Source organism: Azoarcus taiwanensis, from assembly GCF_012910885.1.
GTDB lineage: Bacteria > Pseudomonadota > Gammaproteobacteria > Burkholderiales > Rhodocyclaceae > Azoarcus_F > Azoarcus_F taiwanensis.
In genome coordinates this window covers 1-23,063 of the sequence record NZ_WTVM01000063.1, presented here as the reverse complement: position 1 = coordinate 23,063, position 23,063 = coordinate 1, and the positions used below count along the sequence as shown (strand labels likewise).

The 23,063-nt window shown below is 60.8% G+C and carries 18 protein-coding genes and 1 pseudogene; 5 read left to right on the top strand and 14 right to left on the bottom strand.

The window, feature by feature from the left end; genetic code table 11:
• The 6 genes and pseudogenes from GPA21_RS21345 to GPA21_RS11505 form a co-directional block, all read right to left on the bottom strand.
• Window positions 1-190, bottom strand: a pseudogene (locus tag GPA21_RS21345) (hypothetical protein); the annotation flags it as partial.
• Between the two features lie 459 nt (window positions 191-649).
• Window positions 650-4,336: a protein kinase family protein gene (locus GPA21_RS11525; RefSeq protein ID WP_168988314.1), complete on the bottom strand. Its 3,687-nt coding sequence runs from the start codon at window positions 4,334-4,336 to the stop codon at window positions 650-652.
• Between the two features lie 46 nt (window positions 4,337-4,382).
• On the bottom strand, window positions 4,383-5,609 hold the full coding sequence (locus GPA21_RS11520; protein ID WP_168988313.1) for a hypothetical protein: 1,227 nt from the start codon (window positions 5,607-5,609) through the stop codon (window positions 4,383-4,385).
• A gap of 47 nt (window positions 5,610-5,656) precedes the next feature.
• Window positions 5,657-7,426 (bottom strand): ATP-dependent nuclease, encoded by a 1,770-nt coding sequence (locus GPA21_RS11515; RefSeq protein ID WP_168988312.1) that lies wholly within the window; start codon window positions 7,424-7,426, stop codon window positions 5,657-5,659.
• Between the two features lie 22 nt (window positions 7,427-7,448).
• Window positions 7,449-8,483 (bottom strand): DNA cytosine methyltransferase, encoded by a 1,035-nt coding sequence (locus tag GPA21_RS11510; protein ID WP_168988311.1) that lies wholly within the window; start codon window positions 8,481-8,483, stop codon window positions 7,449-7,451.
• Between the two features lie 20 nt (window positions 8,484-8,503).
• On the bottom strand, window positions 8,504-8,725 hold the full coding sequence (locus GPA21_RS11505) for a hypothetical protein (protein WP_168988310.1): 222 nt from the start codon (window positions 8,723-8,725) through the stop codon (window positions 8,504-8,506).
• 103 nt (window positions 8,726-8,828) lie between these two features.
• Between GPA21_RS11505 and GPA21_RS11500 the strand changes: the two genes are divergently transcribed.
• Window positions 8,829-9,302, top strand: a complete 474-nt coding sequence (locus GPA21_RS11500) for a very short patch repair endonuclease (RefSeq protein WP_168988309.1) — start codon at window positions 8,829-8,831, stop codon at window positions 9,300-9,302.
• A gap of 211 nt (window positions 9,303-9,513) precedes the next feature.
• Here GPA21_RS11500 and GPA21_RS11495 read toward each other — a convergent pair whose 3' ends face one another.
• The 4 genes from GPA21_RS11495 to GPA21_RS11480 form a co-directional block, all read right to left on the bottom strand.
• Window positions 9,514-11,784, bottom strand: a complete 2,271-nt coding sequence (locus GPA21_RS11495) for a helicase-related protein (RefSeq protein WP_168988308.1) — start codon at window positions 11,782-11,784, stop codon at window positions 9,514-9,516.
• Between the two features lie 99 nt (window positions 11,785-11,883).
• Window positions 11,884-12,129 carry a plasmid related protein gene (locus tag GPA21_RS11490; protein ID WP_168988307.1) on the bottom strand — a complete coding sequence of 82 codons (246 nt, stop codon included), beginning with the start codon at window positions 12,127-12,129 and terminating at the stop codon, window positions 11,884-11,886.
• Window positions 12,130-12,290: 161 nt separating this feature from the next.
• Window positions 12,291-13,400 carry a DUF6094 domain-containing protein gene (locus GPA21_RS11485; protein WP_168988306.1) on the bottom strand — a complete coding sequence of 370 codons (1,110 nt, stop codon included), beginning with the start codon at window positions 13,398-13,400 and terminating at the stop codon, window positions 12,291-12,293.
• Window positions 13,401-13,466: 66 nt separating this feature from the next.
• Window positions 13,467-14,123, bottom strand: coding sequence for a hypothetical protein (locus GPA21_RS11480; protein WP_168988305.1), 657 nt, complete (start codon window positions 14,121-14,123; stop codon window positions 13,467-13,469).
• Between the two features lie 350 nt (window positions 14,124-14,473).
• Here GPA21_RS11480 and GPA21_RS11475 point away from each other — a divergent pair, with 350 nt between their 5' ends.
• On the top strand, window positions 14,474-15,112 hold the full coding sequence (locus GPA21_RS11475) for a Cap15 family cyclic dinucleotide receptor domain-containing protein (protein WP_168988304.1): 639 nt from the start codon (window positions 14,474-14,476) through the stop codon (window positions 15,110-15,112).
• Window positions 15,112-16,245 carry a nucleotidyltransferase family protein gene (locus GPA21_RS11470; RefSeq protein WP_168988303.1) on the top strand — a complete coding sequence of 378 codons (1,134 nt, stop codon included), beginning with the start codon at window positions 15,112-15,114 and terminating at the stop codon, window positions 16,243-16,245. Before GPA21_RS11475 ends, GPA21_RS11470 begins: the two co-directional genes overlap by 1 nt.
• Before the next feature lie 173 nt (window positions 16,246-16,418).
• Here GPA21_RS11470 and GPA21_RS11465 read toward each other — a convergent pair whose 3' ends face one another.
• From GPA21_RS11465 to GPA21_RS11455, 3 genes are all read right to left on the bottom strand, one after another.
• A complete protein-coding gene (locus tag GPA21_RS11465; RefSeq protein WP_168988302.1) occupies window positions 16,419-17,246 on the bottom strand; it encodes a DUF932 domain-containing protein in 828 nt (275 codons plus the stop codon).
• 91 nt (window positions 17,247-17,337) lie between these two features.
• Window positions 17,338-17,949: a DUF3275 family protein gene (locus tag GPA21_RS11460; protein WP_168988301.1), complete on the bottom strand. Its 612-nt coding sequence runs from the start codon at window positions 17,947-17,949 to the stop codon at window positions 17,338-17,340.
• Window positions 17,950-18,004: 55 nt separating this feature from the next.
• On the bottom strand, window positions 18,005-18,556 hold the full coding sequence (locus GPA21_RS11455; protein ID WP_168988300.1) for an STY4534 family ICE replication protein: 552 nt from the start codon (window positions 18,554-18,556) through the stop codon (window positions 18,005-18,007).
• A 574-nt stretch (window positions 18,557-19,130) separates the two neighbouring features.
• Between GPA21_RS11455 and GPA21_RS11450 the strand changes: the two genes are divergently transcribed.
• Complete coding sequence (locus tag GPA21_RS11450) at window positions 19,131-21,509, top strand: NERD domain-containing protein/DEAD/DEAH box helicase (protein ID WP_168988299.1); 2,379 nt, start codon at window positions 19,131-19,133, stop codon at window positions 21,507-21,509.
• Between the two features lie 33 nt (window positions 21,510-21,542).
• On the opposite strand, the gene GPA21_RS11445 is transcribed toward GPA21_RS11450, so the two are convergent.
• Window positions 21,543-21,902, bottom strand: coding sequence for a JAB domain-containing protein (locus GPA21_RS11445; RefSeq protein ID WP_246261916.1), 360 nt, complete (start codon window positions 21,900-21,902; stop codon window positions 21,543-21,545).
• A 237-nt stretch (window positions 21,903-22,139) separates the two neighbouring features.
• On the opposite strand from GPA21_RS11445, the gene GPA21_RS11440 reads away from it, so the two are divergent.
• Window positions 22,140-23,063 (top strand): hypothetical protein (locus GPA21_RS11440; RefSeq protein ID WP_168988297.1); only part of this gene is annotated, 924 nt, incomplete at its 3' end.

Here is a 23,063-nt window from a genome sequence, read left to right as displayed (position 1 = left end):
CGATCAGCTCGCGTTCCTTGGGCATCACCTCCAGTTCGTTGAACTGAGCCGGAACGAACGCCAAGGTGTTGCGCGTGCGCGGATGCACCACCGTTTCCGACCGGAAGCAGCAGTCTGGCCAGGCCAGCAGCACGTTGAGGACCACACCGAGCAGCGTCGTGTCGCGTTTCGCCAGGGCCTGCTTCAGTTTGGCTGCACCTGGCTGGGCACCACGCGCGCATTCGTCACCGGAGATTGCGCGGAGGCACCCAGGGAGGCGCGCAGTAGCACGCCAGAAAGCAGCGGCCGAATGGTCATGACCACCCCTCCTACGGCGCGGCAAGGTGCTGCACCTGACCGTCCACGCGGAACACGCCAGCGCGAGCCTCGATGGATTGCACGTGCCAGCCGCTCTCCGCTCCACCCCCGCGCAACTCCACGCCGACCACCTGGAACGGGGAGGGAACCACGTCGGCTAAAGAAGAACCGGATGCTGACCGGAATGATCTCGTGTCAGCGATAGACCCCCTGTGTTGGAGTCGATGTCGCTCCCGCTATGGAGATAGATCACGATGGCTGTCGTGGGTTCTGGCGGTACTCGATGCCCTTCGCTTTCGGGGCCGAGGTTCGATCCGAAGATGCCCCGAGGTGGGAGTTCTCACCATGAGCATTACTTCCCCGGAATCCGGATGTCGTACACCCGAATCGAACCGACGCCGCTCGAGAACCGCTTCTCGTCGAATCTCTTCGGACTCAGATACCAAGTCTGTGAAACCTTTCGAACCGAACTCAGTATGGCGGAAGCAAGCGCCTGCATTTTCGTGCCCGTCAGGCCAAGTTCGAAGTTGGCTCCGCCCGTACCGTAGATTTCCAGATACTTCGCGTCGAGATACTCGACAAGCCCGAGCAGATCATCGTTTCCGAATCTGGTGACGGATGCATTTGGATAATTCTGACAAATGAACTCCGCAGCGTATGCGGCCACCTTGGCGTGCGGTGGGTCTCCCTCCGGAGTGACGATCTCGATTTGATCGAACTCGCGGCGATCCAGCAGGGAGAAGAGGCGTTCGTGCTTCGGCGATGCGAATGCAAGCAGGGCGCGGTTTCGGGACGGATCGGAGACATCATTAAGCAGCTTGATGTCCTTGTACGGTCCGTCTTCTCCAGTCAACAACTCCGCCAGGCTGTCAAGAAAGGCGACAGGATCGTCCGATCGTTCGGCGGCGAATAGTTTCTCGAGGTCTTCTTGGAGCGGATAGTGTCGCTCGGCCGACGCGTGACATACGAGGACTCGCCCTTTGGCGATCAGCTCACTGCGGACCGCCTTGAAGATCAAGGGCTTCGCGAGACCGGATATGTCCACGAGCGCAAGGCCGTCTAGACGCGGGAGGGCGGCGAGCGCCTCGTCATAAGCGGCCTCTACCACCGTTGTCCCCAATTTGCTCCACGCATTGAGGATATCCTGTGAACGCCCTTCCACCGGGTACCTAATCGCGTGTACGGTCTGCGGATTGAGTGCTCCCGAGAGGAATCTGTTCGACGCAAGCGTGCGGTCTTCAAACCCCAATCCCACCAGGGCCGAACTCACCGGGAGTGTGGCAAGCTCGTTCTCGGAAATTTGGCGGATCGAGACCGACACCTTGTCGGCCCACGCCTTCTGATCCGGAGACTTTGTGTCGCTCTCGAATGCGCCGAACAGATCGGCTTGCCCTGGCGCCGTCCTGCGGACGGAGGCTTGTACCGGCGCGGGGGGAGTTACAACAGGCTGTTCCTGAATAGCGACTTCGGATTCCTGGCTGGGTTGGCCGCTGCCCAGGGCGCCGGTTTCGTCAACTTCGTCGTTGATCTGGTTGCGCAACAGGATCTCCTTGGCGGCGGCCACATCGTCCAATTCTAGCCACCTGCTCAAGTCGTCTCCGGACAACTCGAAGCGATCCCTGTCGGCAAGGCCGATGAATGCGGCCAGGCCATAGATCTTTCGATAACTCAGAATAAACTGCAGGATCGGGTCGGAGTCCTTCGTCTTGGTGCGCGGCGCTCCGCCGGCGAAAACGAAGACGCCGGCATCGATGAGGTCACGAAGTCTGTCGATCTGCTGCTTCTGGCTGTTCTCGTCCTCGGCGGTGACCCTGACGTAGATCGAAGAGTATTGCCTCAGGCGTGCTTTCGATTTTCCTTCCTTCGGCGCATTGCGATATGACCGCACCAGCAGGTCGTGCGCCGTTTGTGCGAACGCGAGGGCGTGGTTCTTGAGATTCCTTGAGTAGGTGGCGCGCCGGTTGAGATCGTAGAGCCGGCGTGCACTCATCTCTTGGAAGCACTCGGACTGGGTTTGGTCCTCAATGGGATATGCGTTGGCGTTACTGCCTCGGCGAAGGATTTCTTCGTAGAGTTTGATGACATCGCCGATGTCACCGACGCAGACACTGGTAAGGCAGGACAGGCCCCTGTATACGCGCTTTTTCTGGCCCGCCCCTTCGCTTGAGGAGGCGATCTCTCTGGCAACCTGTTCCAAGGGTACGTCGCCGAGAATCACCCGCGGATCCCGCTGCCTGGGATGCTGTGCGTGGAGGTCGGCACGCAATTGAAGAATCCTGGCAATGAAGTCCTTGCCTGCGGAGCCGGGAGCACTGATGGTTTTGAAGACATCCTCACCAAGGTCGAACACCGTCAGGTCGCGATCGATTCGAATCGGGTGGTTTCTTCCAGGTGATCGGAGGCCGAGTTCGATCGTCTGCCATTCGGATGTGAACTTGAACGCGCAGATCGGGCTCTGGAAAAGGAGCGCGGAAAGGAGCGCCTCGATCTTGTCGAGCTCAAGATATCGAGTTGATACGTCATCCAGGAGATAGAAGATCGAGGCAGACTCAAACACCTCCGAGCATTCCCTGAGGCTGCTCGCCAGATGGTTGAACACCTCGGCGGGGGCTTGCTTGACAAGATGCTTCTCGTCGCCGCTGACTGTGAGAACGGCAATCCGTTGCAATCGTTGCTCGAGATCGTCAAGGGAAATGGAGTCTCGCAAGTCATCGACCCCCTCCAGGTAATCAGCGACGGCCGAAGCCAAACGCGTGTGTGCTCCGGGTGCGATGGCTGTTGAGTCGACATCACGGAGGTGCATCAGTGCGCGGGCGGCCTGCAGAGCGTAGGCGACGAAGAGCCGAGTTAGACGATATTCAAGCTTGAGGAGCGACTGCTCCCGTAAATCCAGCAACCTTTGGGCGGAAACAAAGAGTCCGACAAAGCGATCATTCCGGATGCGCTGGATGACCGCCTCGGCAGTTTCGTCCTTCCGTTGTGTTGCGCGGGCGTGGATGTCCAGCGCGCGGAGCAGCATCGTCTTGCCGCATCCCCGCATGCCGGTGATGATCTGCGGGCCGGGGCGGGTGATCTCGGTCAGCCAGCGGTTGGCCGGGTCAACCAGCAGCTTGGGGACATCCCACGATTCCAGTGTCTGGGCGTTGTAGTGGTCAGCGAATCCCTTCAAGCTGAGCGGATTCATCCACGGTCGCCAGTGGTGTGATGCTCTGTAGAAAGATTCTCGAACCTGAGCGACCATGTCGGCCGGATTTGGAAGGCGAAGGTTCTGGGGGTCCGCGCGCAGATTGCCGATGATGCCTTGCAGCGCCAGCGCAACCCGAAAATCCCGGTCCTCCATTTGATCCGGCCTTGCGAGCAGCCCGGCGAGAAGGGTGTTGACGTGCTCTGCGATGAACCCCAAATCCCCCTGTCGGTCGTCGGTACTCTTGCTCTCGTCGGAGACACTGCCGAGGTCGATTGCCATGACCTGCAGCATGGGATCAATCGCGTCAGGTCGTCGCGATTCAGGGCGGAGTCTCTCGACGATGAGGTTTTCGGAGTGCAGGTCGTTGTGGTTAAGTTTGTTAGCCTCCAATTCGGCACGAAGCTGCAACAGATCGATTGCGACCTGACAGATCGACGCGGCACTGGGCGGTGTCCTGCTGTTGACGAAGTCCTTTAGAAGATCGCCTTCGACGTAGTCGAGCACGGTGACGTGGCAGGGGATACTGGTCGCGGCGTCATCAGTAAAGACGACGGTCTCATCAGGGATCGCGTCGATGATGTCGACTGCATGCGTCGCGCTGGCCGCCAGTTCGGCGTGCAATCGGACCTCGTCTAGAAACGGTGTCTTCTTGAACGGCGCAAAACTATAAAAGGCGACAGGCGATATCTTGATGACGTACTTCTTCCCGACGAATCCGGCTTCCGCGACGTATGCGGCGCCGTAGAATCCCCTTCCGAGATGCTTCGTGATCCGGTAGTTGCCTATCTTGGTCGGCGGATGGTCCAGGACGAGGCCGTAGGTGCGCCCGCAGGATGGGAACTTGTCACCCAATTCCCTTTCCGCATAGTCCTTTGAAGGACAAAAGAAGCAGCAGTATTTAGCCATTGATTGCCTCGAAATCGGGTCCGTGCGGGAGACGGCTCGGAGTGCCGACTACCTCGTCGAGCCTGTGAATAACGTCCGGCATCAATGATTCGGGCGCCCTAACCGTCGCGATCGGAGTGCCGCCGGGTACCCATTGTCCCGGATGGATGAGAAGAACGAGTCCAACCGGATCCGGGAAAGGTGCCTGTTCCGATATGAACATGCCCTGCCATTCGACAAGTCGGTCGCGAAGCAGATCCAAGTGGTAGAAGCAGAATCCATCGTGTGCCGCCAGGATGTGTCCGGTGTGCGCCTTTCTCGTGTCGCGTACAAGCGCATCGAAGTCGTCGGGATCTGCGCCTTGGGCTATGAGGTTGTCGTCGAAGTGCCGGCGAAGCGCTATGGGGGATGCCTCTGCGACCTTCGCGCGAAGGTCGGCAGGAAGGCAGGCCAAGGCGAGCGTTCGGCAGGTCTCGACATGGCTTCCCAGCCAGGGGGAGCATGCTCCACGGAAGACATCGTCAAGCGCGAGCAGGGATTCCCGCCTTCCGAGATAGGGCTGGTATGGGTGGCGGGCATCGGTCAGAACCGGTGACGCCTTTATGCCGAGAGTCTGTGCGGCCTGTACAAACAACCGTGCATTTGCTACAGCGATAATTTTGTCGTTGCCGAAATTGCCATGAGGAGCGACCCGGATGTCGAGACCTGCATGCTTGACGCCGACGGCAAGCTTCTTCGACAAAAGACTGCCGGCCACCAAAGACGGAACGGTCTGCGCATTCATGGCCTGCCGTAATTTGAACATCCGCCCGTCAAGCGGCGCCATCCGGCCCTTAGCGAGGAAGTGGGCGTATCCGGAAGCGTCGATAATCTGGCCTATCTCGCGAACGGATAGCTCTGTCCGATAGCCGGGGATCTGACCAAGGCAATCGATCCCACCGGCTGGCCGACCCGGTACGCCGAGTTTCGGAACGATCGCTCCTGCCGCACGGAGATACAGCGGCGTCAGAAGCGTACTTAGCGACGCAGGACCCCCCGTGGATGCGACGTCGGCGGAAACTGCCCCGTCTACGGTTATGCATTCGCCTGAAGCAGCCAGGATCGTCGCCAGTTCCGCCGCCACGGCGCCATCGTTCGGGAAGCGCGCGGCGATAATGGCAATTACCGTGCGTATATCGTCGTCCGAAGGATCTTGGAACAGTGAAGCGAGGAACCCGGTATCGGTCTCTGGGGCGTCCATCGTCGGTTCCTTATTGAGCGATATGGTTCTGTTCTGTTATCACGAGATCAGCCATGCAACCATTTTTGCAGACACTCGCGGATTGTAGTGAGGTCGGCATTGTCCTGCGGGATTTCGGCGATCTTGAATCGCGCAAGAGTGGTAACCTCCTCGGCGCTAGGCTCAATCTCTGCACTACCGGACAGTAGCTTCTTGAGTGCGGCCTTCGCGTCGATCGAGCCCGCATCGGAATGGCGTCGAGTAGGTTCAAACGCCTCCAAAATTATGTGTTCCGGTAGTTGTCTAGGGAAAAAGTCCAGATGTTTGCGTAGCCAGGCCAGATAGCTGAGTTGGGCCTTGATTTTCGCTTTCTTGTGAGCAGCCTCATCGCGTCCGCCCTGGATATGGTATTGAGGCTCAAATCCGAGCTCCTGCTTGATTCGGCTATCCAATTGCGCATGCTCGGCGGGCGCTATCTGGGCAGGATCGCTGAATTCCTTCACTTTCTTCTGGTCGCCGTCGAGCAAGACGAAAACTTCATCACCGGAAACCATGGCAGCCGGCCCCAAGTACTTGAGAATGGACTCGGCGCCACCCGGAGCCACCTTGACCTCGAGTGTCTCGCGGTCGCCGGGATCAAGGCCTTTGGCCGCATGGAGAACAAGTTGCTCTGCCAAGGAATCCTCCACAAGCACTCGACGCTTGTTCTGCGGCGGTCTTCCAAGGCGGTTCAATGCCGCTGCGGGAGAGCTACGGGGGAGAATGCGGGATTGGGTTTTTCCGTTATCCTCGAACACCTTGATTGCTTCATGCGGTAGGCCGGTTAAAAACTCGCTCGAGTGAGTCGAGATAATTATCTGGTGCTTCTTCAGCTTGATCTGATCCAGCAAAAATCTGAGCATAGACCGCTGGGCTCCGGGGTGGAGAGACGTTTCCGGTTCATCGAGCAGAATAAGTGAGTACTCATCTGCGGCCAGGACGTCGACAACCGCGCTCACGGCAGCAATCTCGCCGCTCCCCGCAAACGCTTCGGAGTATTCCGCCCCGCGTCTGAAAACGACGCTCAGATCTCTACCTCTATTGCCGGGGTAAAGGGAATGCCGAATGAGGTGAGCTGAATCATAGGAACGGCCGAGAATTCTGGATGCCTCGGTGAGCTCATAAGGCTTAAGCACGCGGTTCTCGAATATGCGCTCGCGGCGCCCCATCTTGTACGACTGCTTGATATCATCCTTCACCGTCTTGAGTCGACGCGCCGCTCGCAGCATCACATCGCGCTTGTTTCCTCCGCCAAGGTCGTCATCGAAGTAAAAGTAGCGGTCGAAGGAACCAAACAACGCCCTGAAATTGATGTAGACGACCTTTCTTCGAACAGGATTCCAGCGATCCTTTGCCTTCCCCTCGAAGTCACCCTCTGGCATGGGAGCCATTCCGTCGCTCTTGCTCCAACGGTATGGCTCCCAATAGTCCTGCTTTTTCCCGATACGTGCTTTCCGAGTTTCAACAACCCCGCCGAAGCCCTCGTGCCAGTAGCCGTAGAAATAACGCTGAGGGTCCCTATTGCTATCCTCGATGGGATCTAAGTCGGTAGAGAACCAAAATTTGGACGTGGAGTGTCCGTACGGCATCCCCCATAGCGCATGTAGCAGCGAGCTCTTGCCGATCCCGTTAGCGCCGACAAGCGCGGTGAGGGGGAACTCGAAATCGACCCGTGTTCCCGACTCAATGTTTTTGAACCTGGGGAATGTCGCGTGAGTTATGTAGTGCTTAAGCGGCTTGCCCGGGGCGAAGTTCTTGAGCGTATCGACAAGCGCGATGATTTCTTCATTCTTTGACATTCGGCCACCGAGTCGTTGCCTGTCACTGCCCGGCCAAATGGCTCTTTATCGCCTCAGCCTGCATGCGCGAAAATAGCGGAGGGAGGGCATTCCCGATCATCTCTGCGGCGGCGTACTTGCCCCGGCGCAGCGAGAACACATAGCCAAGCGGAAAGCTCTGCAGGAGCGCTGCCTCGCGAAGGGTGATGGCGCGGTCTTCCGTGGGATGAAGAAACCGCCCCTTTGAGGGGTTGATGCAGCCGCCGGTGATGGTGGGCGCAACGTCGTCCCATCGCATACGACCGTAGACGTCGTAGAACCCGTCCTGCTTTTCGTGGCATTTGAGGACAAGTCCGGGGGATAGGGCTGTCCTGCTGCCGCCGTCCTTCGGGATGGCCTTGATCAACTGACGCACGCGTTCGCTGCGCTGCTCACCCAGGCGGTGGAGATGGTCATTTCTCAGGATATGATCCGGCAGCTTTCCGATCGTATCTCTTACTGTTTTACGCCTTTTCACCGGTTCGATGTGTGAGATTCGACCCAGCCGTGACGCGAGGACAACGAGTCGCTTGCGACGCTGGGGCACACCGAAATCAGCGACATCAAGGATCTGATCGGAGATTTCGTAACCAAGCTTGCGCAGATCCCTCTTGAAATCCAGATAGCGGGTATAGCGTGAGAGATTGGGTACATTCTCCAGCATCACGACTTTCGGCCGCATTTCGCCCACCACCCGGAGAACCTCATCAATAAGCCGGTTACGGGGATCGTCCATCCGCTCTCTCTTGTTGTTGAGTCGGATGCGGGAAAAACCCTGGCATGGGGGGCAGCCGGCCAGCAGGTCGAGTTCGCCCGTCGCGATGCCGCAGGCGTCCATGATCTCGGAAGCCGAGATGTCGCGGATGTCGGCATTGAACAGCCTCACCTCGGGGTGATTGGCGGCATACGTTTCTGCGGCCAGTGCATCTATCTCCACGGCCGCGCCCACGGTGAAGCCCGCATCACGGAGGCCCTGGGTCAGGCCGCCGCAACCCGAAAATAAATCTATGGCCATGCGCATATTGGACTTCTTTTTCATCTTGACGGCTGCCGTGTGAATCACTCGTTTGTCGTGGTTGTAGTTCTCTTTTTTGCTCGGGAGGCGCCTTTCGCGCCCGGCTCCACTGGTATTCCCCTGCTTTCGCAGTAATTGATCACGAGCGTCTCGATCATGTTCGACAGTGTCCGGTGCTCCCTCTCGGCCGCGATCCGCAGCAACTCCTTCATCCTTGGAGAGAACCGCAGGTTCACCGTCACGGTCTTTCGTTCGACATCGCCCATTGATTGACCCTCATGCCTATCGCGTGGCATCCTATCCGGATGTAACGCAAATGTAAAGATTTGTACGCTGACAGCACCCGATTCAAGCCGCCAAGTCGATGCGATGCAACACAAGAAAAAACGTAGACTCGACCCGCTGACCAAGTCGGAACAGATGGCACGCGTCCGCGGGGCGGATACGGGGCCGGAGATGGTCCTGCGCCGCGCGCTCTGGCGTGCCGGACTGCGTTACAAGGTGCGTCCAAGTGTTCCGGGGCGGCCGGATTTGGCCTTCGTCGGCTGCAAGATCGCGGTGTTTGTCGACGGCTGCTTTTGGCACGGTTGCCAAGACCACTACAAGCCCCCGGCCACCAACGCATCGTTCTGGTCTGAGAAGATTGCACGTAATCAGCAGCGTGATCGGGAGGTGGAGAACGCGCTTGGCGCGCTCGGCTGGACGGTCTTGCGCTACTGGGAACACGAAGTGGAAGGGGACCTGGCGTCCGTCGTAGATCGCATACGAACGGAGGTCGCCCGGTCGCGGGCGGACGGTGCTAGCAAATCACGCCAAGCGGGTCGCAAAGTACGCAGCAGCTGATAAGGGGAGCCTTGGGGATCACGAGAAGATCGACTCGGTCCGCAGAAGAATTTGACCCACGCTCAGAGCCGGGCAGTCTTTAACTGGCTGCTTGGGCTGAAGTCTCTCAAAGAGGCAACCGGAAAAGGGCATTGGAGTCCTTCATTTCTATCGCAACTCGGAATGAGTAAAAAGAGGCGGCCCACGGAGGGGCCGCCAAATCCAGCAACGTTCAATGCACCAACTGCCGCGCCAGTGCCACCTCCACCGAATCGCCATCCTGGTTCAGGACATCCAGTCCCGATTCAGGCACGTCGCCCGACGTGCTCTGCGAGACCATGATCTTCTTGGCCATCAACCCCAGGCAGGTCATCTGCGAGGAATTGGCGTAGCCGAGGTAGACCACGCGCACCGGCTGCTTCTGGCCGATGCGCCATGAGCGCCGGGCGGCCTGCTGCAGCGAATACACGTTGTAGCCGGACTGGAGGAACACGATGGTCGGGAACTCCAGCAGGTCCAGGCCGGTTTTCACCAGCTCGGGATTGGTTATGAGCACGTCGATGCCGCGGTCCAGCTGCTCGGCGATCCAGTCTTCCCGGCAGGAGGCATCCACGCTCGCGCGCAGTACCGCCACCTCGAAGCCCTCCTGCTCCAGCAGCACCTTCAGGCGCGACGTGGTGTCGCGCGTGCCGGTGTAGACCGAATAGACCAGGGTCTTGCGACCTTCCGCCTTCTCCTGCTTGCAGATCTCGATCAGCTCGCGTTCCTTGGGCATCACCTCCAGCTCGTTGAACTGAGCCGGCACGAACGCCAAGGTGTTGCGTGTGCGCGGATGCACCACCGTTTCCGACCGGAAGCAGCAGTCCGGCCAGGCCAGCAGCACGTTGAGGACCACACCGAGCAGCGTTGTGTCGCGCTTCGCCAGGGCCTGCTTCAGCTCCTGGGTCAGCCGACCCGCCAGATCGCGGTAGGCCGCGGCTTGCGCCGTGTCCATCGCGACTTCGCGGAACTCCTCGTCGTAGGGCGGCAGCACGTTGCCACCGATGTCCTTCAGCTTGAGGAAGACCGTGAACGGCAGGACGCAACGCAGCACGCCCTTTGGACCGAAACCCGGCGCCTTGACCGTACGCACCGATACCTTGGTGCCCTTGGCCGTCTTGTGCGCCGTGCCCGTGCTCTCGGAATAGATGTCCTTGAGCACGCCGTGATCGCGCATGAACGCCATCGCGGCCGAGGTCATGCTGCCGCTCTTGGTCGGGCGGTAGCCGTCTTCGATCATTCGCCCCGGCAGGGCTCGGAACAGCAGGTGGAACAGGTCATCGCCGTAGCCGCCCATCAGCGTGCCGGTGAGCAGCAGCGTCTTGCGCGCCTTGGCCGCCAACACCCCCATGGCCTGGCCCTGTGCGGAGCCGCCGTTCTTGTACTCGTGCGCCTCGTCGGCGATGAGCAGGTCGAACGTGCCTTGGGGAAGCTGCCTCTTGATGAACTCGGACGGCTGGTAGCCGCCCTCGCCGAAGCCGAACTCCATGTTCGCCATCGCGCGCTCCATGCGGTGCGCCTGGCGGTCCGAGAAGACCAGATCACCCCGGTCGTCCATCAGGTTGATGAACTCGTGGATGTTGTCGCCCAGCATCGACGCGAGGAACGCGTCACCGAACTTCTGCATCAGCTTCTGAGCGGTGACTTCCCCGATGGTTGGAATACGCTTCAGTGCCTTGAGCACGGTCGAGGACTGGTCGCTGGCGGACAGGCCTCTGGGACGGATCAACGACCACAGCGGTGCACGGCAGTGGCTGCACTTCCTGCGGTACTCCTCGGCTTCCAGCTCGACCGGATTGACCGGCTCGCCGTCGAGGTCGGTGATGACATGACCGCAGTCCGGGCACGCCGCCACGTCGCCATGGCGGGTGCGATGCCGGGTGAAGACGGGTTTCCAATGGAACCCCATCCGCATCCGCACGCGGCCCAGGACGAAGAACTCCTGGCCCTGCGCCGGCACGCCCAACTGCTCACGCAGTTTCAGCAGCTTGACCAGCGTGTCCGGGCCGTTGAGCACCCAGACCTTGGCCCCGGCCACCGTCTCCTGGATTTCGCGCCGCCACTTGTAGACCAGGTGCGGTGGCGAGAGCACCAGGGTGCGGCTGTAGCCTTCGGCGTTGAGCACGGCGGCCGTGGCGATGCCGACGGTCGTCTTGCCGCAACCCATCTCGCCGTTGACGATCGCGGCGCGTTCGCCGCGGTCGATCAGTAGCTCGGTGACGGCATGGACCACATCGGCTTGCGCCGGGAACAGCTTGCGCTTGAGCGCGGCGAGGATCAGTTGCCGATGCACGCGCACCCGGCCGGTGTAGACCGGAGGATTGGCGCGGTTGAGTGAGTCGAGCAGTTCGTCGCCGAACTCGGACACGAAGTCCTGCAGGCTGAGTGTGAGGGGTGAAGCGGCCGCTTCGAGCAGGTCGCCCTGCACAGCGGTTTCGGGAACGGTTTCGAGATCGAGGGACATGGTGATGCTCCAAAGAGATGGGGCATGCACCTCCCCCACGGGGCGGTGACATGCCCCTGGGTGGGAAGAACGAAGCGGCGCAAGACCGCTGGATGCGGATCAGTATTCGCTGGGCAGCAGCAGTGTGGTGACGCTGCGATCCCATTCGGTGATGATCCAGAGCTTCAGGTCGCGCGTGACCTGGTAGGACGAGAACAGACGATCCTCGCCGGACTTCAGCGCGGCGTCGTTCTGCCGCCGATCGCTGTCGCTCAGGTCGCCCCAGTCGCCAAGAAGATGGCGGCGCAGGTACGGCGTGGGGTTGAGCCGGCCCTGTCGGACCAGCTCGTCGACGCCGGCGGTCATGACCACCTGCCCGGGCGAAAAGCGTGCTTGTGACGAGAGGTTGAGGACTGCGAGTGCCTTGGTGGTTTCTCCTTCTGGAAGAAGGGGCCACGGCACCCCATCGGGGCGACGTGACCCCGGTGGGTGGATGAAAGCGACGGCGAACCGTCAGGGAACAGCGATCAGCGGATGGTCAGCACTTCGCCCCACGTGGGCGAGCCCAGCGTCATGTCCCAGGCGCGGATGACCGGCACGAACTTGTCGGTGAGGATGCGGGTCTCGGCCACGGAGCCGTCGTCGCGTTCGGTGTATTCCGTCTGGAGGGTTTTCTCCTTGTGGGTATCACCTTTGACGACGAGCACACGCCCGGTGCTGGACCTCACCACGCCGGAGATCGCACCCGCGGCCAGGGCCAGGGCGAGATGCCAGTGGGACAAGGCCCGCGCCGGTGGCCGTAGCGACTGCTGCGCGCCCCCCAGGGGCGTATCGAGCGCCGGCCAGAGCCCTTGCAGCCGGCCGACTTCATCGGCGAACTGCTCGGGCTCCATCGTCACGCGATAGAAATGTTCCGGCTCGGCCGGACTGGCGGGGACGGTGTACGGCAGGAACGGCCATTCGAGCGGCAGCTCCTCGGCTTCGGCGTCGCCTTGTCCGATCTGCAGAAGCAGACCACGCGCGGCTTTGACCGAGTCCGATGCTTGGTCGCGCTGGCGAACCCGGCGACCGAAGACAACCACCTGCTTGAACTGTGTCTCCACCGCTCGGTAGATGCGCAGGTCGGCGAAGTGGCGTGTCAGCCATCCGACCAGCTCGGCATCGAGCACGTATGACGGCACGATGAAGATCAGCACGCCGCCATACTGCAGCAACGGCAGCGAGCGCTGGTAGAACAGCTTCTCCAGCCTGGCACGACCCTGGCCCTGGTAACCGATGTTGCCGTTGGCGTCCTTGCTCAGGTCACCATACGGCGGATTCAGCCACAGCAGACCGAAGGCCTGCCGCGAGATCAGCGTGTCCATCAGGTCGCCGTGGATGCAGTGTTCGACCAGTTGCCGGGCGTGGCGGGCACGCTCGGCGTCGTACTCGACGGCGAAGGCCTGGACCTGCCCGCGCCCGAGGGCATGGGCCGCTTCGGCAATCGCCACGCCTTCGCCGGCGCAGGGATCGAGGATGCACATCAGCCTATCGCTGGGCGCCAGTGCTGCGAGCGCTCTTTCGAGCGTGGGTTCATCCGTGGGGAAGTACCCGTTCTTGACGAAATTGCGGGCGAGCCGCGGGAACATGAGTGCCATAGGAATCTCCTGGGGCATGTCGATGGAAGGAAGCGGACATGCGCGCGCATGTCCGGTGCGGAGACATCAGGCCACCGCTTCGAGCGGCAGATCGGAGGCGATCGGGTGCCCGGATGCGTCCGTGGCGAGCACGTTGCTGCGGATCAGGCCGCCCAGCGCCTGGGTCAGCGCCGGTACGTCGATGGCGAGCCGATGGCCTTCCAATGGCCCGAGGGCGAATGGAAGACGGGTCAGCATCGATCGCGCCTGCAACAGTTCCAGCACGATGTCGCGCCAGTGATCGAGCAGAGGGAGCGGGCAGGTATCTCGCACCAGCGACCACAGCCGGTCGAGCCGGTGTGCGGAGTCACGCGGCAGCAGCGCCAGCGCGCTGGCGTTGGCCTTGTCGGGCTTCACGGCGCGACGGTCGAACAGCCACACGTTCGTCAGTGAGCCGAACAGCGTGCGGCGGTAGGCGCGGGTGATGCGCTTCTCCAGGTTGTCGACGTTGCCGACGAAGACCGGAAGCGCGCCGCCCTGCTCGGTGACGATATGGAACTGGTCCAGTCCCTGCTCGTCGCGCCCGAGGGTCAGGCGAGCCAGGAACTCCTGAACGGCGGTGTCGCGCGCCCAGATCGAGAGAAAGACCAGGTTGCCGTTCTCGTCACCGATGCAGCCGTCGGCCATCAGGTCGGGGCATTCGTCGATGCGATACAGCGTCTTGGAAGGATGGGTGGCAGGCATGGTGTTGTCCTCGAAGGAATCGGAGACAGCAAGGCCCGCCGGGGCAGTCGCTGCCCCAAGGGGTGGAAGAAAGCGCCGGGAACGGCTTGGTGAAGAGAACGACCTGCGCGTCGTAACGCGCCTTAGCCTTGAAGGTCTTGGCTACCTGGGCATGTTGTCGGCATCGCCGACGGACATGGGGGCAGATTGCTGCAGGTGATCAATGGGCCGTAGCGAAAAACCGCTTTGCAGTGCGCCCTTGTTTGCCTGCTTGGCCTCGATAGTTACGATAAACCGTTGTTTCGTGAAATGACACTTGATAAGACGAAGAGCGTCCCCATCTAGCAGCCACCTCGTTTGAATCCAAACACATGGTCGCCCCACAAGAACACGAATATTCGGTGATGGGAGGAGCCAATCGGGCCAACGTCGGCCGGCTCCTGAGCTTTACAGCAAGCACCATTTCGGGCGCATTGGTGTTCACGCTCCTGTCAGCCGTCGATCTCGCAAAGAAATTCGGGTGGAACGTCAACGTGCCACCGACTTTGCTATCGCTGTTGGGCGCCGGTGCGGTTTTCGGTTGCCTCTACTGGGTGCTGAACAAGTGGGCGTGGAAGTGGCCGGGCATCGGACTGGCACTGAAGGTCCCCGACATTTCAGGCATTTGGGACTGCGTCGGCAAGACGCTCGATAGCGACGGTTCCACCAAGTACGACTGGCAAGCCGAAGTCACCATTGTCCAATCGTGGGACAAGTTGCGCATCCGCCTCGTCACCAAGACGTCGGGCTCCAGCAGTATCTCTGCCGCACTCGCCCACGACAGCGTCGACGGCTTCGTGCTGCTCTATCACTACCGGAACGACCCCAAGGCCGGCGCCGTCGGCTTGGCATCGCACACTGGCTGCTCCGTCATGACCATCGCCAAAGACCTTAGGTCGGCGACTGGCGATTACTTCAATGGTCGCGGCCGGATGACCTTCGGCACGATGAACTGGACGAAGAGGAACTAATGACTTCCGATATCGATTCTCGCCTCTCGCAACTCCGAGCACGCCGCAAGGGAGAGCCCTCCTTAGTCGCATTTTCCGAGGCCGCAGCAGCGTCCAACAGGTACTTCACCGCAGACGCTGCAGAAGTGGAGGACTGGGAAAAGCGCGGCACCTCAAGCCAGCGCTGGACTCGGTATGCCATCGGTGGCATGCAGGCCGTCGGGAAGAAATACACCGAGGTGAGCGTACAGACCGGTGAGCGGGTGGCCAGCCAGTTGCGCGACCGCCTCGCTAAAGCAGGCATCGATGCCGAGTTCAGGCTACAGGGTTCGGTGCCTCTGGACGTCCACATCAAGCGGGTGAGCGATGTCGACGTGCTTGCCATCAGAAAGGACTTCTACACGTACAACAACGCGGGGGTGCAGGCCTTGCGGGGCGGATACAGGAACCCGTCGCGAATGACTTCGAGTGGCGTCCTGAGCAGCCTTCGGCAGCAGGTTGAGTCGGATCTCGTTGACGCGTTTCCTGCGGCCAAGGTTGACAAAACGGGCGCTAAGGCGGTCAGGGTCTCAGGCGGGTCGCTGCAGCGATCCGTCGATGTGGTGCCCGCACACTGGTATGACACCAAGGAATACCAGGCCAGTGGCCGCCAGGCTGATAGGGCGGTGACGATCTACAACAAGAATACCGGCGAGACGATCGACAACTTGCCGTTCCTTCATATAGAGCGCGTTGCCTGCCGCTGCGACAGCATTAACGGCGGCCTGCGCAAGGCAATTCGTCTCTGCAAGAATGTAAAGGCCGACTCCGACCGCGACATCCAGCTCTCCAGCTACGATATTGCTGCCATCATGTACCACGCAGACATGAGCGCGTTGCGGCTGGGTCAGTACAGCGACCTAGCGGTCCTGACAGAAACGCAGCGCCACCTCGACGCCCTTTATCAGGATCCGAGCGCGGCTAGCAAGCTGTGGGTTCCCGACGGAAGCCGCGTAATCTTCGACACCTCTGAGAAGCGCGACTGGCTGTTGCAGCTTTCCGTCGAGATGGATGAGCTCCTGCAAAATGTCTATCAGGAAAACTTTCCGGGCCAGATCTCGTCAAGCTCGTCACGAGGCGTGCAGCGTGAATTGATCAAGGCATTGAAGGTGTAGGCGGCTCAATCACACCGTGGATGGGCGTGTCCGCTGATTAGTAACTCCGGGCTGGTCCGCAGATTGATGAGCACTTCTGCTTCAGGTCATTTTGAGAGCTCAAGCCCACCCCGCAGATCGGCGAAGAAAAATAAGGCGGACCATGCCGCGATGGGCACGATCCGCTTGGGGTGTCAGGCTTTCAGCTTGCGCAGGCCATCCGCGAGCAGCCAGAGTGCCCGGTTGAGCCGGACGTTCTGGTCGATGCCCTGGACAGGCCGTGTGCGCTGCTGGCGCCCGTTGGCACTGCGGCCGGTCAGGCCGCCTTTGACGAGGTTCTCCTGGACGCGGTTGAACGTGGACCACAAGTCTGCATGGTTGTCGTCGAAGCGACGGGGACGCAGGATTTGGCTTTCCGTGATCGGCGCGGTCTTGGCAGGTTCGTCGTACTTGAGGACCAGGGCTGACCGAGCGAAGACCTCGGCCTCGCCGTCGTCGAGCGTGATGGCACGCATGGCGTCGCGCGAGTCCTGCACCTGCTCGAAGCCATGCAGCACCTCGTAGGCGCCCTCGATCACGTAATCGGTGACGTTGCCCTTGTGAGGTACGCGCACGTCGGCGAACGTGTCGCCGCACACCAGGCCGTTCTGGCAGACGAAGCGGAACATTCCGGCCAGCATCTGGTAGCTGCTGGTGCCGTCGTGCGAATTGAGCAGGATGATCTCGTTGGCCTCGGCGCCGTTGATCTGGCTTGCATGGCGAAGGCGCAGCATGTGCTTGGTGTAGTCGCGGCGGTCCTCCTGGCGCACGCGGGTCTGGCACACCATGAACGGCTGGAAGCCTTCCTTGCGCAGTTCGGTCAGCACTGCCGCCGTGGGGATGTAGCTGTACCGCTCGGAGCGGCTTTCGTGCGGGGTGTCCGCGAAGATGGAGGGTGCGACGGTGCGAATCTGGTCATCCGACAGCGGGTGATTCGACCGCAGCACCGGGGAACGATAAGCGAAGCGGGATGCGATTTGCATGACGATCTCCTTGGATAAGAGACCGGAGCCCCCGCCCCACCGGGGAGGAACCCCGGCGGGTGGTGGAACGCCGCTGACGCGGCGGTTGGAGTCAGGTCGTGGCGAGATGCCAGTCCTGGGACAGTGGAGCGAACTCGTAGCCCAACGCACCGAGACGGTCGCGCTGCTGACGCAGGACGCGGCGATCAACGCTGGCGTCGAGCTTGACGACATCGCCGAGCGGCCAGAGCGCACCGAACAGCGCCGCGTCGTCCGCCTCGGCCGAGGCCTCGGGGGATGCAGTGGGCGGTTCGCTGCCGAACGGCGTGGTATCGACCAGGGGATCGCGCAGGCTTCGCGGCTTCGCCTTCGGCTTGGCCTGGGGGGCAGCCGGCGCGGGAGCCTGCGCTTCCTCGTCGATCGGATCGACTTCCTGCGGACTCAGCCGGCGGGCTTCGTCGCGGCTCAGGGCGTCGATGTTGGACAACGTCATCCCACCCAGAAGGGCACGGATCTCGATGACCATGCGGCCGTTGGCGCTGTAGGTGGAGGGGCGAATCTCGGCGATGACGAAATCGCCCTCGTACTTGCCTTCGGTGTACTGGTCGAGCTCGGCGTTCTTTACGACGAATTCGCCGATGGAAGTCGCGAGGCGGCCGACGTTGAAATCGCCGTTGCGGCCGTGGATGGTCTTGATGGCCAGTTGGCCGGGGAGGGTGATCATGAAGGTCTCCTGCTGACGATGAGAAGACAAGGCCCCGGGGATGGGGCCTTGCGGATCAGAACGACTCGGCAACGGCCAATGCGGGGGCATCGGCTGCGTCGTCGGCAGCATCGGCGACGGGCTCGGAAGGCTCCGGTGCCGAGGCTTGCTGCGCGGCAGGCGTGTCGGATGTCACAGGGACTTCCGGGTCGCGCCCGTCGGTCTCGGTCGGCTTGGATTCGGCCTTGTAGACGAGCTTGCCGTCGACCTTGATCCAACTGACGAACAGCAGGCGAGCCTTGAGGCTCACCCCCTGCTCGCCGGCACGCTTCCCCTTGCTGTAGGTGAAGGTGTCGGTCCACAGGTCACCCAGGCGAAAGCCGATCATCACTTTCTTCTCGGCGTCGACCGCCTGAATGCAGCGGCGCACCAGGTGCTGCGCTTCCGAACCCGATACGCGCGTGTCGAAACGCACATACGAGACGTCGTCGCTGGGACCGTTCAGGGCCGCGATGTCGCAGGCCAGGAACGCATCGCCTTTCTTGGGCTTCACTTCGCGAATGCGGTTGAGGTACCCGAGGCCGGTGATGTGCAGATCGAAGTAGGACTTTTCGGTGGAAGTGGTCATGGTGAATCTCCTGGAAACAATGAGGCGGAGACACACCCGACCCAAGGCGGGGAAGGTGTGGAACCCCCGCGTGGGTTGATGGAAAAGCTTGGTGGCATCGCCATCGGAAACCGATGGACGTTCGCGCATGGATGCCGGTGCGAACTGGGTGATCAACGCGGTCGGAACCGCGTCGTAGCCTTGAGGATCGTGGCTACCTGGGCATGTCGCTGACGGGAGTCAGCGGAGCATGGTGGGGAGCGTGGCACCAACACGGCACCCACGCGAGCGGATATTGGTACTCGTAAATGCCCGCATTGGCGGAGCCTCCGTGATGACGCGTCCCTAATGCCGCTCGCGCGAGGCCGGCCACGACGTCGCTGAGCCACTCCGGCCGCTGCCGCCCTCACGCCCAAGGCTTGCAACGCCAAACCGCGGCCGGGGCGGCGCTGCGCGCTGTTACAGTCGCCAAATCCAAGCACCTCAGGGCATAGCCAGTCCATCGTAGCTCAGCCCCGAGGCGTTTGAAGCTACCATGCCCAAACAATCGGCGGCGTACTGAAGACTTTGAACCGACACAGCGTTTCCTCTTTCCATGGCCAGGTTTTTTCCAACACTCGATCACGCGGAATTCCGCAGCAAAGGCGAATTCACCCTCTTTCAGGAACTGGCGGCACTCGACGATGGGTTTGCCGTCATCCACTCGCTACCCTGGCTGCGAGGCAGGACCAAGCGGGTGTACTCGCAGGAGTTGCAGGAGTACCTGCGGGTCTCCTTGGCCAGGAAGCATCTGTCCGGCGAGGTGGACTTCGTGATCCTACATGCGAAGCTGGGCATGCTTTGCATCGAGACGAAGTCGGGGTTGTACAAGCCTTCCGGAGTTCGATTTATCCAAGAACGTGACGGATACGAAATCGATCCCCTGAATCAGGTCAAGGACAACACCTTCGTCCTCGTCGAGATGCTGCAGTCGTGGCATATGAAGTGCCCGGTCGGCTACGCGGTGCACTTTCCAGACATCGATCTCGAGAGCTCGCAGATCGCCAGCGCGTACGTACCGTTCGACCGGCCTATCCCCGACGGAATCCTGATCCTGCAGAAACATCGTCGGGACATGCCTTCGCGCATCGTGGAACTGATGGCGCACTGGAAGGCCGCACTGAACTACGAGAACCAGGACGACTTCAGCCTTGAGATCGATCGATTCCTTGACGCAGTTTGGCCGCAGGAAGTGCAGGTCGGTCATCTCGGACGCAAGATCGTCGCGGACGGCCAGTTGTGGCTTCGACTCGACGACAAGCAGGCGAATCAGGTGGCTTTGTGTCTCGACACTGATCGGAGGCTGATCGCGGGGTTCTCGGGCAGCGGCAAGACGCTTATTGCGCGCTCCCTTGCCGAGCAGTTCGCTGCCCGGGGCCTCAAGGTGCTCTTCCTTCTGAAGAACCGCCAGATCACACAGAAGGTGACCGCTCAAGTGAGCCATCTCGGCCGGGAGATCACTGTTCAGACTTTCCATTCTTACTGCGAGTCCCTGGGCACTCGGAATAGGGACGATAGCTTCGGGGAACCCAACTATGACGAACATCATCTGGCCCTGCATGGGAAGGTGGATCGCCAGTACGCGGTGCTGATCGTCGATGAGGCCCAGGCGCTCAACGAGGCCGATCATCTGGCGCTGCGCGACCATTTCGCCAACGCGCGCAAGTTCGTCTTTGCCGATGAGCTCCAGGTGCTTCCCGGTATCGAGAAGGGCAGTTCCTATCGATTCCTGGAGGAAACCTACGACGAGCGATTCTTTTATCTGGCGACGGTCTACCGGAATCCCGGAGGCATCACTCAGGCGATGATGGAGATGCGACCGCCCCGGCATGAGGTGAACTGCCCTCGCCCGACCTCCAGGGAGGACTTGTCCAGAAGCATCAGCTGGGATGTCTCCAAGCGCATCCAGGCCCTGACGGCGGAGCTCTCGAAGGCCGGCGTCATGACGCAGGACATGATCGTGCTCGGTCAGTTCTCTTGGTTGCTTGAGGGAATTGATGCCTCGCGATCCACGATCTCGGCGTATCGCGGCATGGAGAAGCCCGTCGTCATCGTCGTGGCGGGCTTCGACATGGACGACACCACATTGGCTTGCGCACTCGGGCGGGCCACCACGCGCGCTTACATCATCGTGCCCATCGAATTGCTCGCGGGTCTGAGCGGTGTGAAGTCGGACTTCCTGCGCAGGGGCTTGGAGAAGATCGATCGTGCAAGAGTGATCGATCAGGATGCTTGTGATCCGGACCCGCGATTCATCGCTAATAAGGTACGTAAATTCGCGGGCGCAATTGGATGGCACGAAATCTTCGGCGAAGGATTTTTCTACGCAAGTCGATGGAGGCGATGGATCTATGAAGGCGGTCCCAGGTGGACCAACCGCGGAGTTCAGCTCTGGGGCTGGTGGCTCTCGCTATCGACAAACCTTCCTATCTCCGGGATCGATCCGGTGCGTAACGAACTGACTGAGTGCTACCTCCGCCCCTGCGCCGAATGCGGCACCACAACACCGCATGACGTGCGTCGCAAATGTCTGACTTGCCTGGTCTCGCCATTGGACGAATCCAGGACCTCCGCGATCGTCTTGCAGGCGGCCGAACTGGGCGCCGTGCGGTCGACTACGCAAGGGCAATCGCTGATCAAAGTGGCGGCATTGGTCGGCGATTTCCAGTTTCCGCGCTCGAGTGACACTGTGCGTGGGATGACCGAAGTGCCTGTCCTGGACCTCGCCACCACGATCGTCGAGTTTAGGATGCGCCGCGAGGCGACAGTTGCCACCAAGACCCAGGTAGAGCAATGGCTGCGAGAAGTGTTGGTAGCCAGCGAGTTGGATGCCCCCATCGCGGCCCTTGCGGGCCGCACGATCAGCAGCCTCTGCGCGCAGAAGATCCTGGTGAAGATCGACACCGGCCGATACCGACTGACGGATCCTCAATAACCTCGAAAAGCGGGGGAGCTTGAGCCCCCAGGGCTACCGCAGATACGCATTTGTCGTTTCCCTCATAAATATGTCGTTCACGATCACGCACTTACGAAGCCCCTGTTCACAGGGGCCGATTTTGTGTAGTTTCCTGGCTTTTTGGCGGAGCCATGGAAACGGAAAAACTGGCGTCGATGGTCGAGGTGTTCGAAGGGCTCGAGGACTGGCGCAACGCGCAGCCCCTAGCATGCGCACGTCCACCATCGACAAGGCTTCCCTGAAGTTCTGGGTCAGATGCTTATCGGACTGGCTCGGCTCGAGACTATTGCTCAAATGGTTGTGCGAGAAGACCTTCGTCGCCACGTGGAGCCGCAGCGCCTGCTGTTTAGGCTCCCTCTCCCTGAACTGCAACTGGCGAACATGCAAATGTTATTCTAAAGCAGTGAGCACAGTGACCGGAATGGCCGACGACCGGCAGTCGAGCGGAGTTGCGGGTCAGCCAGTGCCGAACGAGCGGCAGCTGTGCGGTTGACAACCGGCCCGGCGCGCCCAGCGGTATCGAACGAACGGCCTTCAACTCACCGAGCTGGTGGTATCGACTCTTACGGCGCGTTGGCTTCCCCTGTGTGGTTTAAATGGAGGAATCTCGTGGGCAAATTTTCTGAACAAGTCAGGCGAGGCAGGGTGGTCGGGCCGCGAAAGCGCACGTTCACAGTGGAAGGATGGACAAAGGCGTACGAAGGATTCGCCCCCAGTGACAAGACCGACATTGCGATCTATGTCTCAGGCATAAACATTCATGCGAAGCTCGCGGCCATCCGCAAAGCAACAGACCAATTGTCGCTGTCGCGCCTTTCCACCGAGACGCGGGTCAAGGCGCTCGTGGCAGCCGCTAACCACCAGTTTGAAGCGCTTGAGCTGCAGATGAAGGATTATGCCGCCAATATTGCGAGCGCCGACGGGCGTGGGGAGTTGAATATTCGGGATCTAGCGACGACTCAGGTGAAGCTGGCTGATGGTGCCAGCTACAACGCAGATGCGGCGCTCGGCAGCATGCTCGACGGCATCGCGATTCCGGTCAAGGTCGCGCTGACGGGGCAACCCAAAGTCGCGGACGACAGCTTTGACGACGTCGCCTGGAACGACGTGCGCTTAGAAATCAATTTTGGCGCCATGTACGACCAAGCTGAGAATCTGTGGGAAGACTGCGTATGGAACACGTACATCGTGTGCGGCGTAGACGGCAAGGTGCTCGCTATTCCCACGAACATCGACGCCAAGCGCGGCACCCACGCAGCGGCAGCCAGGAAAATTGCGCTGGGCATCGAAGCGACTTCAGCCGCCATCCAAGCTGTCGAACTGATACAGGCCCAAGGGCTTACGTCGAGAATTAAGGAAGTACAGTCGATCGTGACCGAAGGCGACCAGCAACGCATCGAACTCGGGCAAGACAAGTTGGACCCGCACAGCCAGTCCATGATTTTCGCGCTGCGGACGATGGCCTGCCCTCCGTACTATGACTCGCTCCTTGACGAGGCGCAGCCGCTGCTGGCCGGAGCAACGCTTTCACAA

Bases quoted from the DNA above. Each gene is read 5' to 3' on its own strand.
- GPA21_RS11500 (WP_168988309.1), top strand. From the start codon at position 8,829: ATGCAACACAAGAAAAAACGTAGACTCGACCCGCTGACCAAGTCGGAA.
- GPA21_RS11485 (WP_168988306.1), bottom strand. From the start codon at position 13,400: ATGGCACTCATGTTCCCGCGGCTCGCCCGCAATTTCGTCAAGAACGGG.
- GPA21_RS11490 (WP_168988307.1), bottom strand. From the start codon at position 12,129: ATGACCGCCGGCGTCGACGAGCTGGTCCGACAGGGCCGGCTCAACCCC.
- GPA21_RS11465 (WP_168988302.1), bottom strand. From the start codon at position 17,246: ATGCAAATCGCATCCCGCTTCGCTTATCGTTCCCCGGTGCTGCGGTCG.
- GPA21_RS11470 (WP_168988303.1), top strand. From the start codon at position 15,112: ATGACTTCCGATATCGATTCTCGCCTCTCGCAACTCCGAGCACGCCGC.
- GPA21_RS11460 (WP_168988301.1), bottom strand. From the start codon at position 17,949: ATGATCACCCTCCCCGGCCAACTGGCCATCAAGACCATCCACGGCCGC.
- GPA21_RS11510 (WP_168988311.1), bottom strand. From the start codon at position 8,483: ATGAAAAAGAAGTCCAATATGCGCATGGCCATAGATTTATTTTCGGGT.
- GPA21_RS11450 (WP_168988299.1), top strand. From the start codon at position 19,131: ATGGCCAGGTTTTTTCCAACACTCGATCACGCGGAATTCCGCAGCAAA.
- GPA21_RS11515 (WP_168988312.1), bottom strand. From the start codon at position 7,426: ATGTCAAAGAATGAAGAAATCATCGCGCTTGTCGATACGCTCAAGAAC.
- GPA21_RS11520 (WP_168988313.1), bottom strand. From the start codon at position 5,609: ATGGACGCCCCAGAGACCGATACCGGGTTCCTCGCTTCACTGTTCCAA.
- GPA21_RS11455 (WP_168988300.1), bottom strand. From the start codon at position 18,556: ATGACCACTTCCACCGAAAAGTCCTACTTCGATCTGCACATCACCGGC.
- GPA21_RS11480 (WP_168988305.1), bottom strand. From the start codon at position 14,123: ATGCCTGCCACCCATCCTTCCAAGACGCTGTATCGCATCGACGAATGC.
- GPA21_RS11495 (WP_168988308.1), bottom strand. From the start codon at position 11,784: ATGTCCCTCGATCTCGAAACCGTTCCCGAAACCGCTGTGCAGGGCGAC.
- GPA21_RS11505 (WP_168988310.1), bottom strand. From the start codon at position 8,725: ATGGGCGATGTCGAACGAAAGACCGTGACGGTGAACCTGCGGTTCTCT.
- GPA21_RS11475 (WP_168988304.1), top strand. From the start codon at position 14,474: ATGGTCGCCCCACAAGAACACGAATATTCGGTGATGGGAGGAGCCAAT.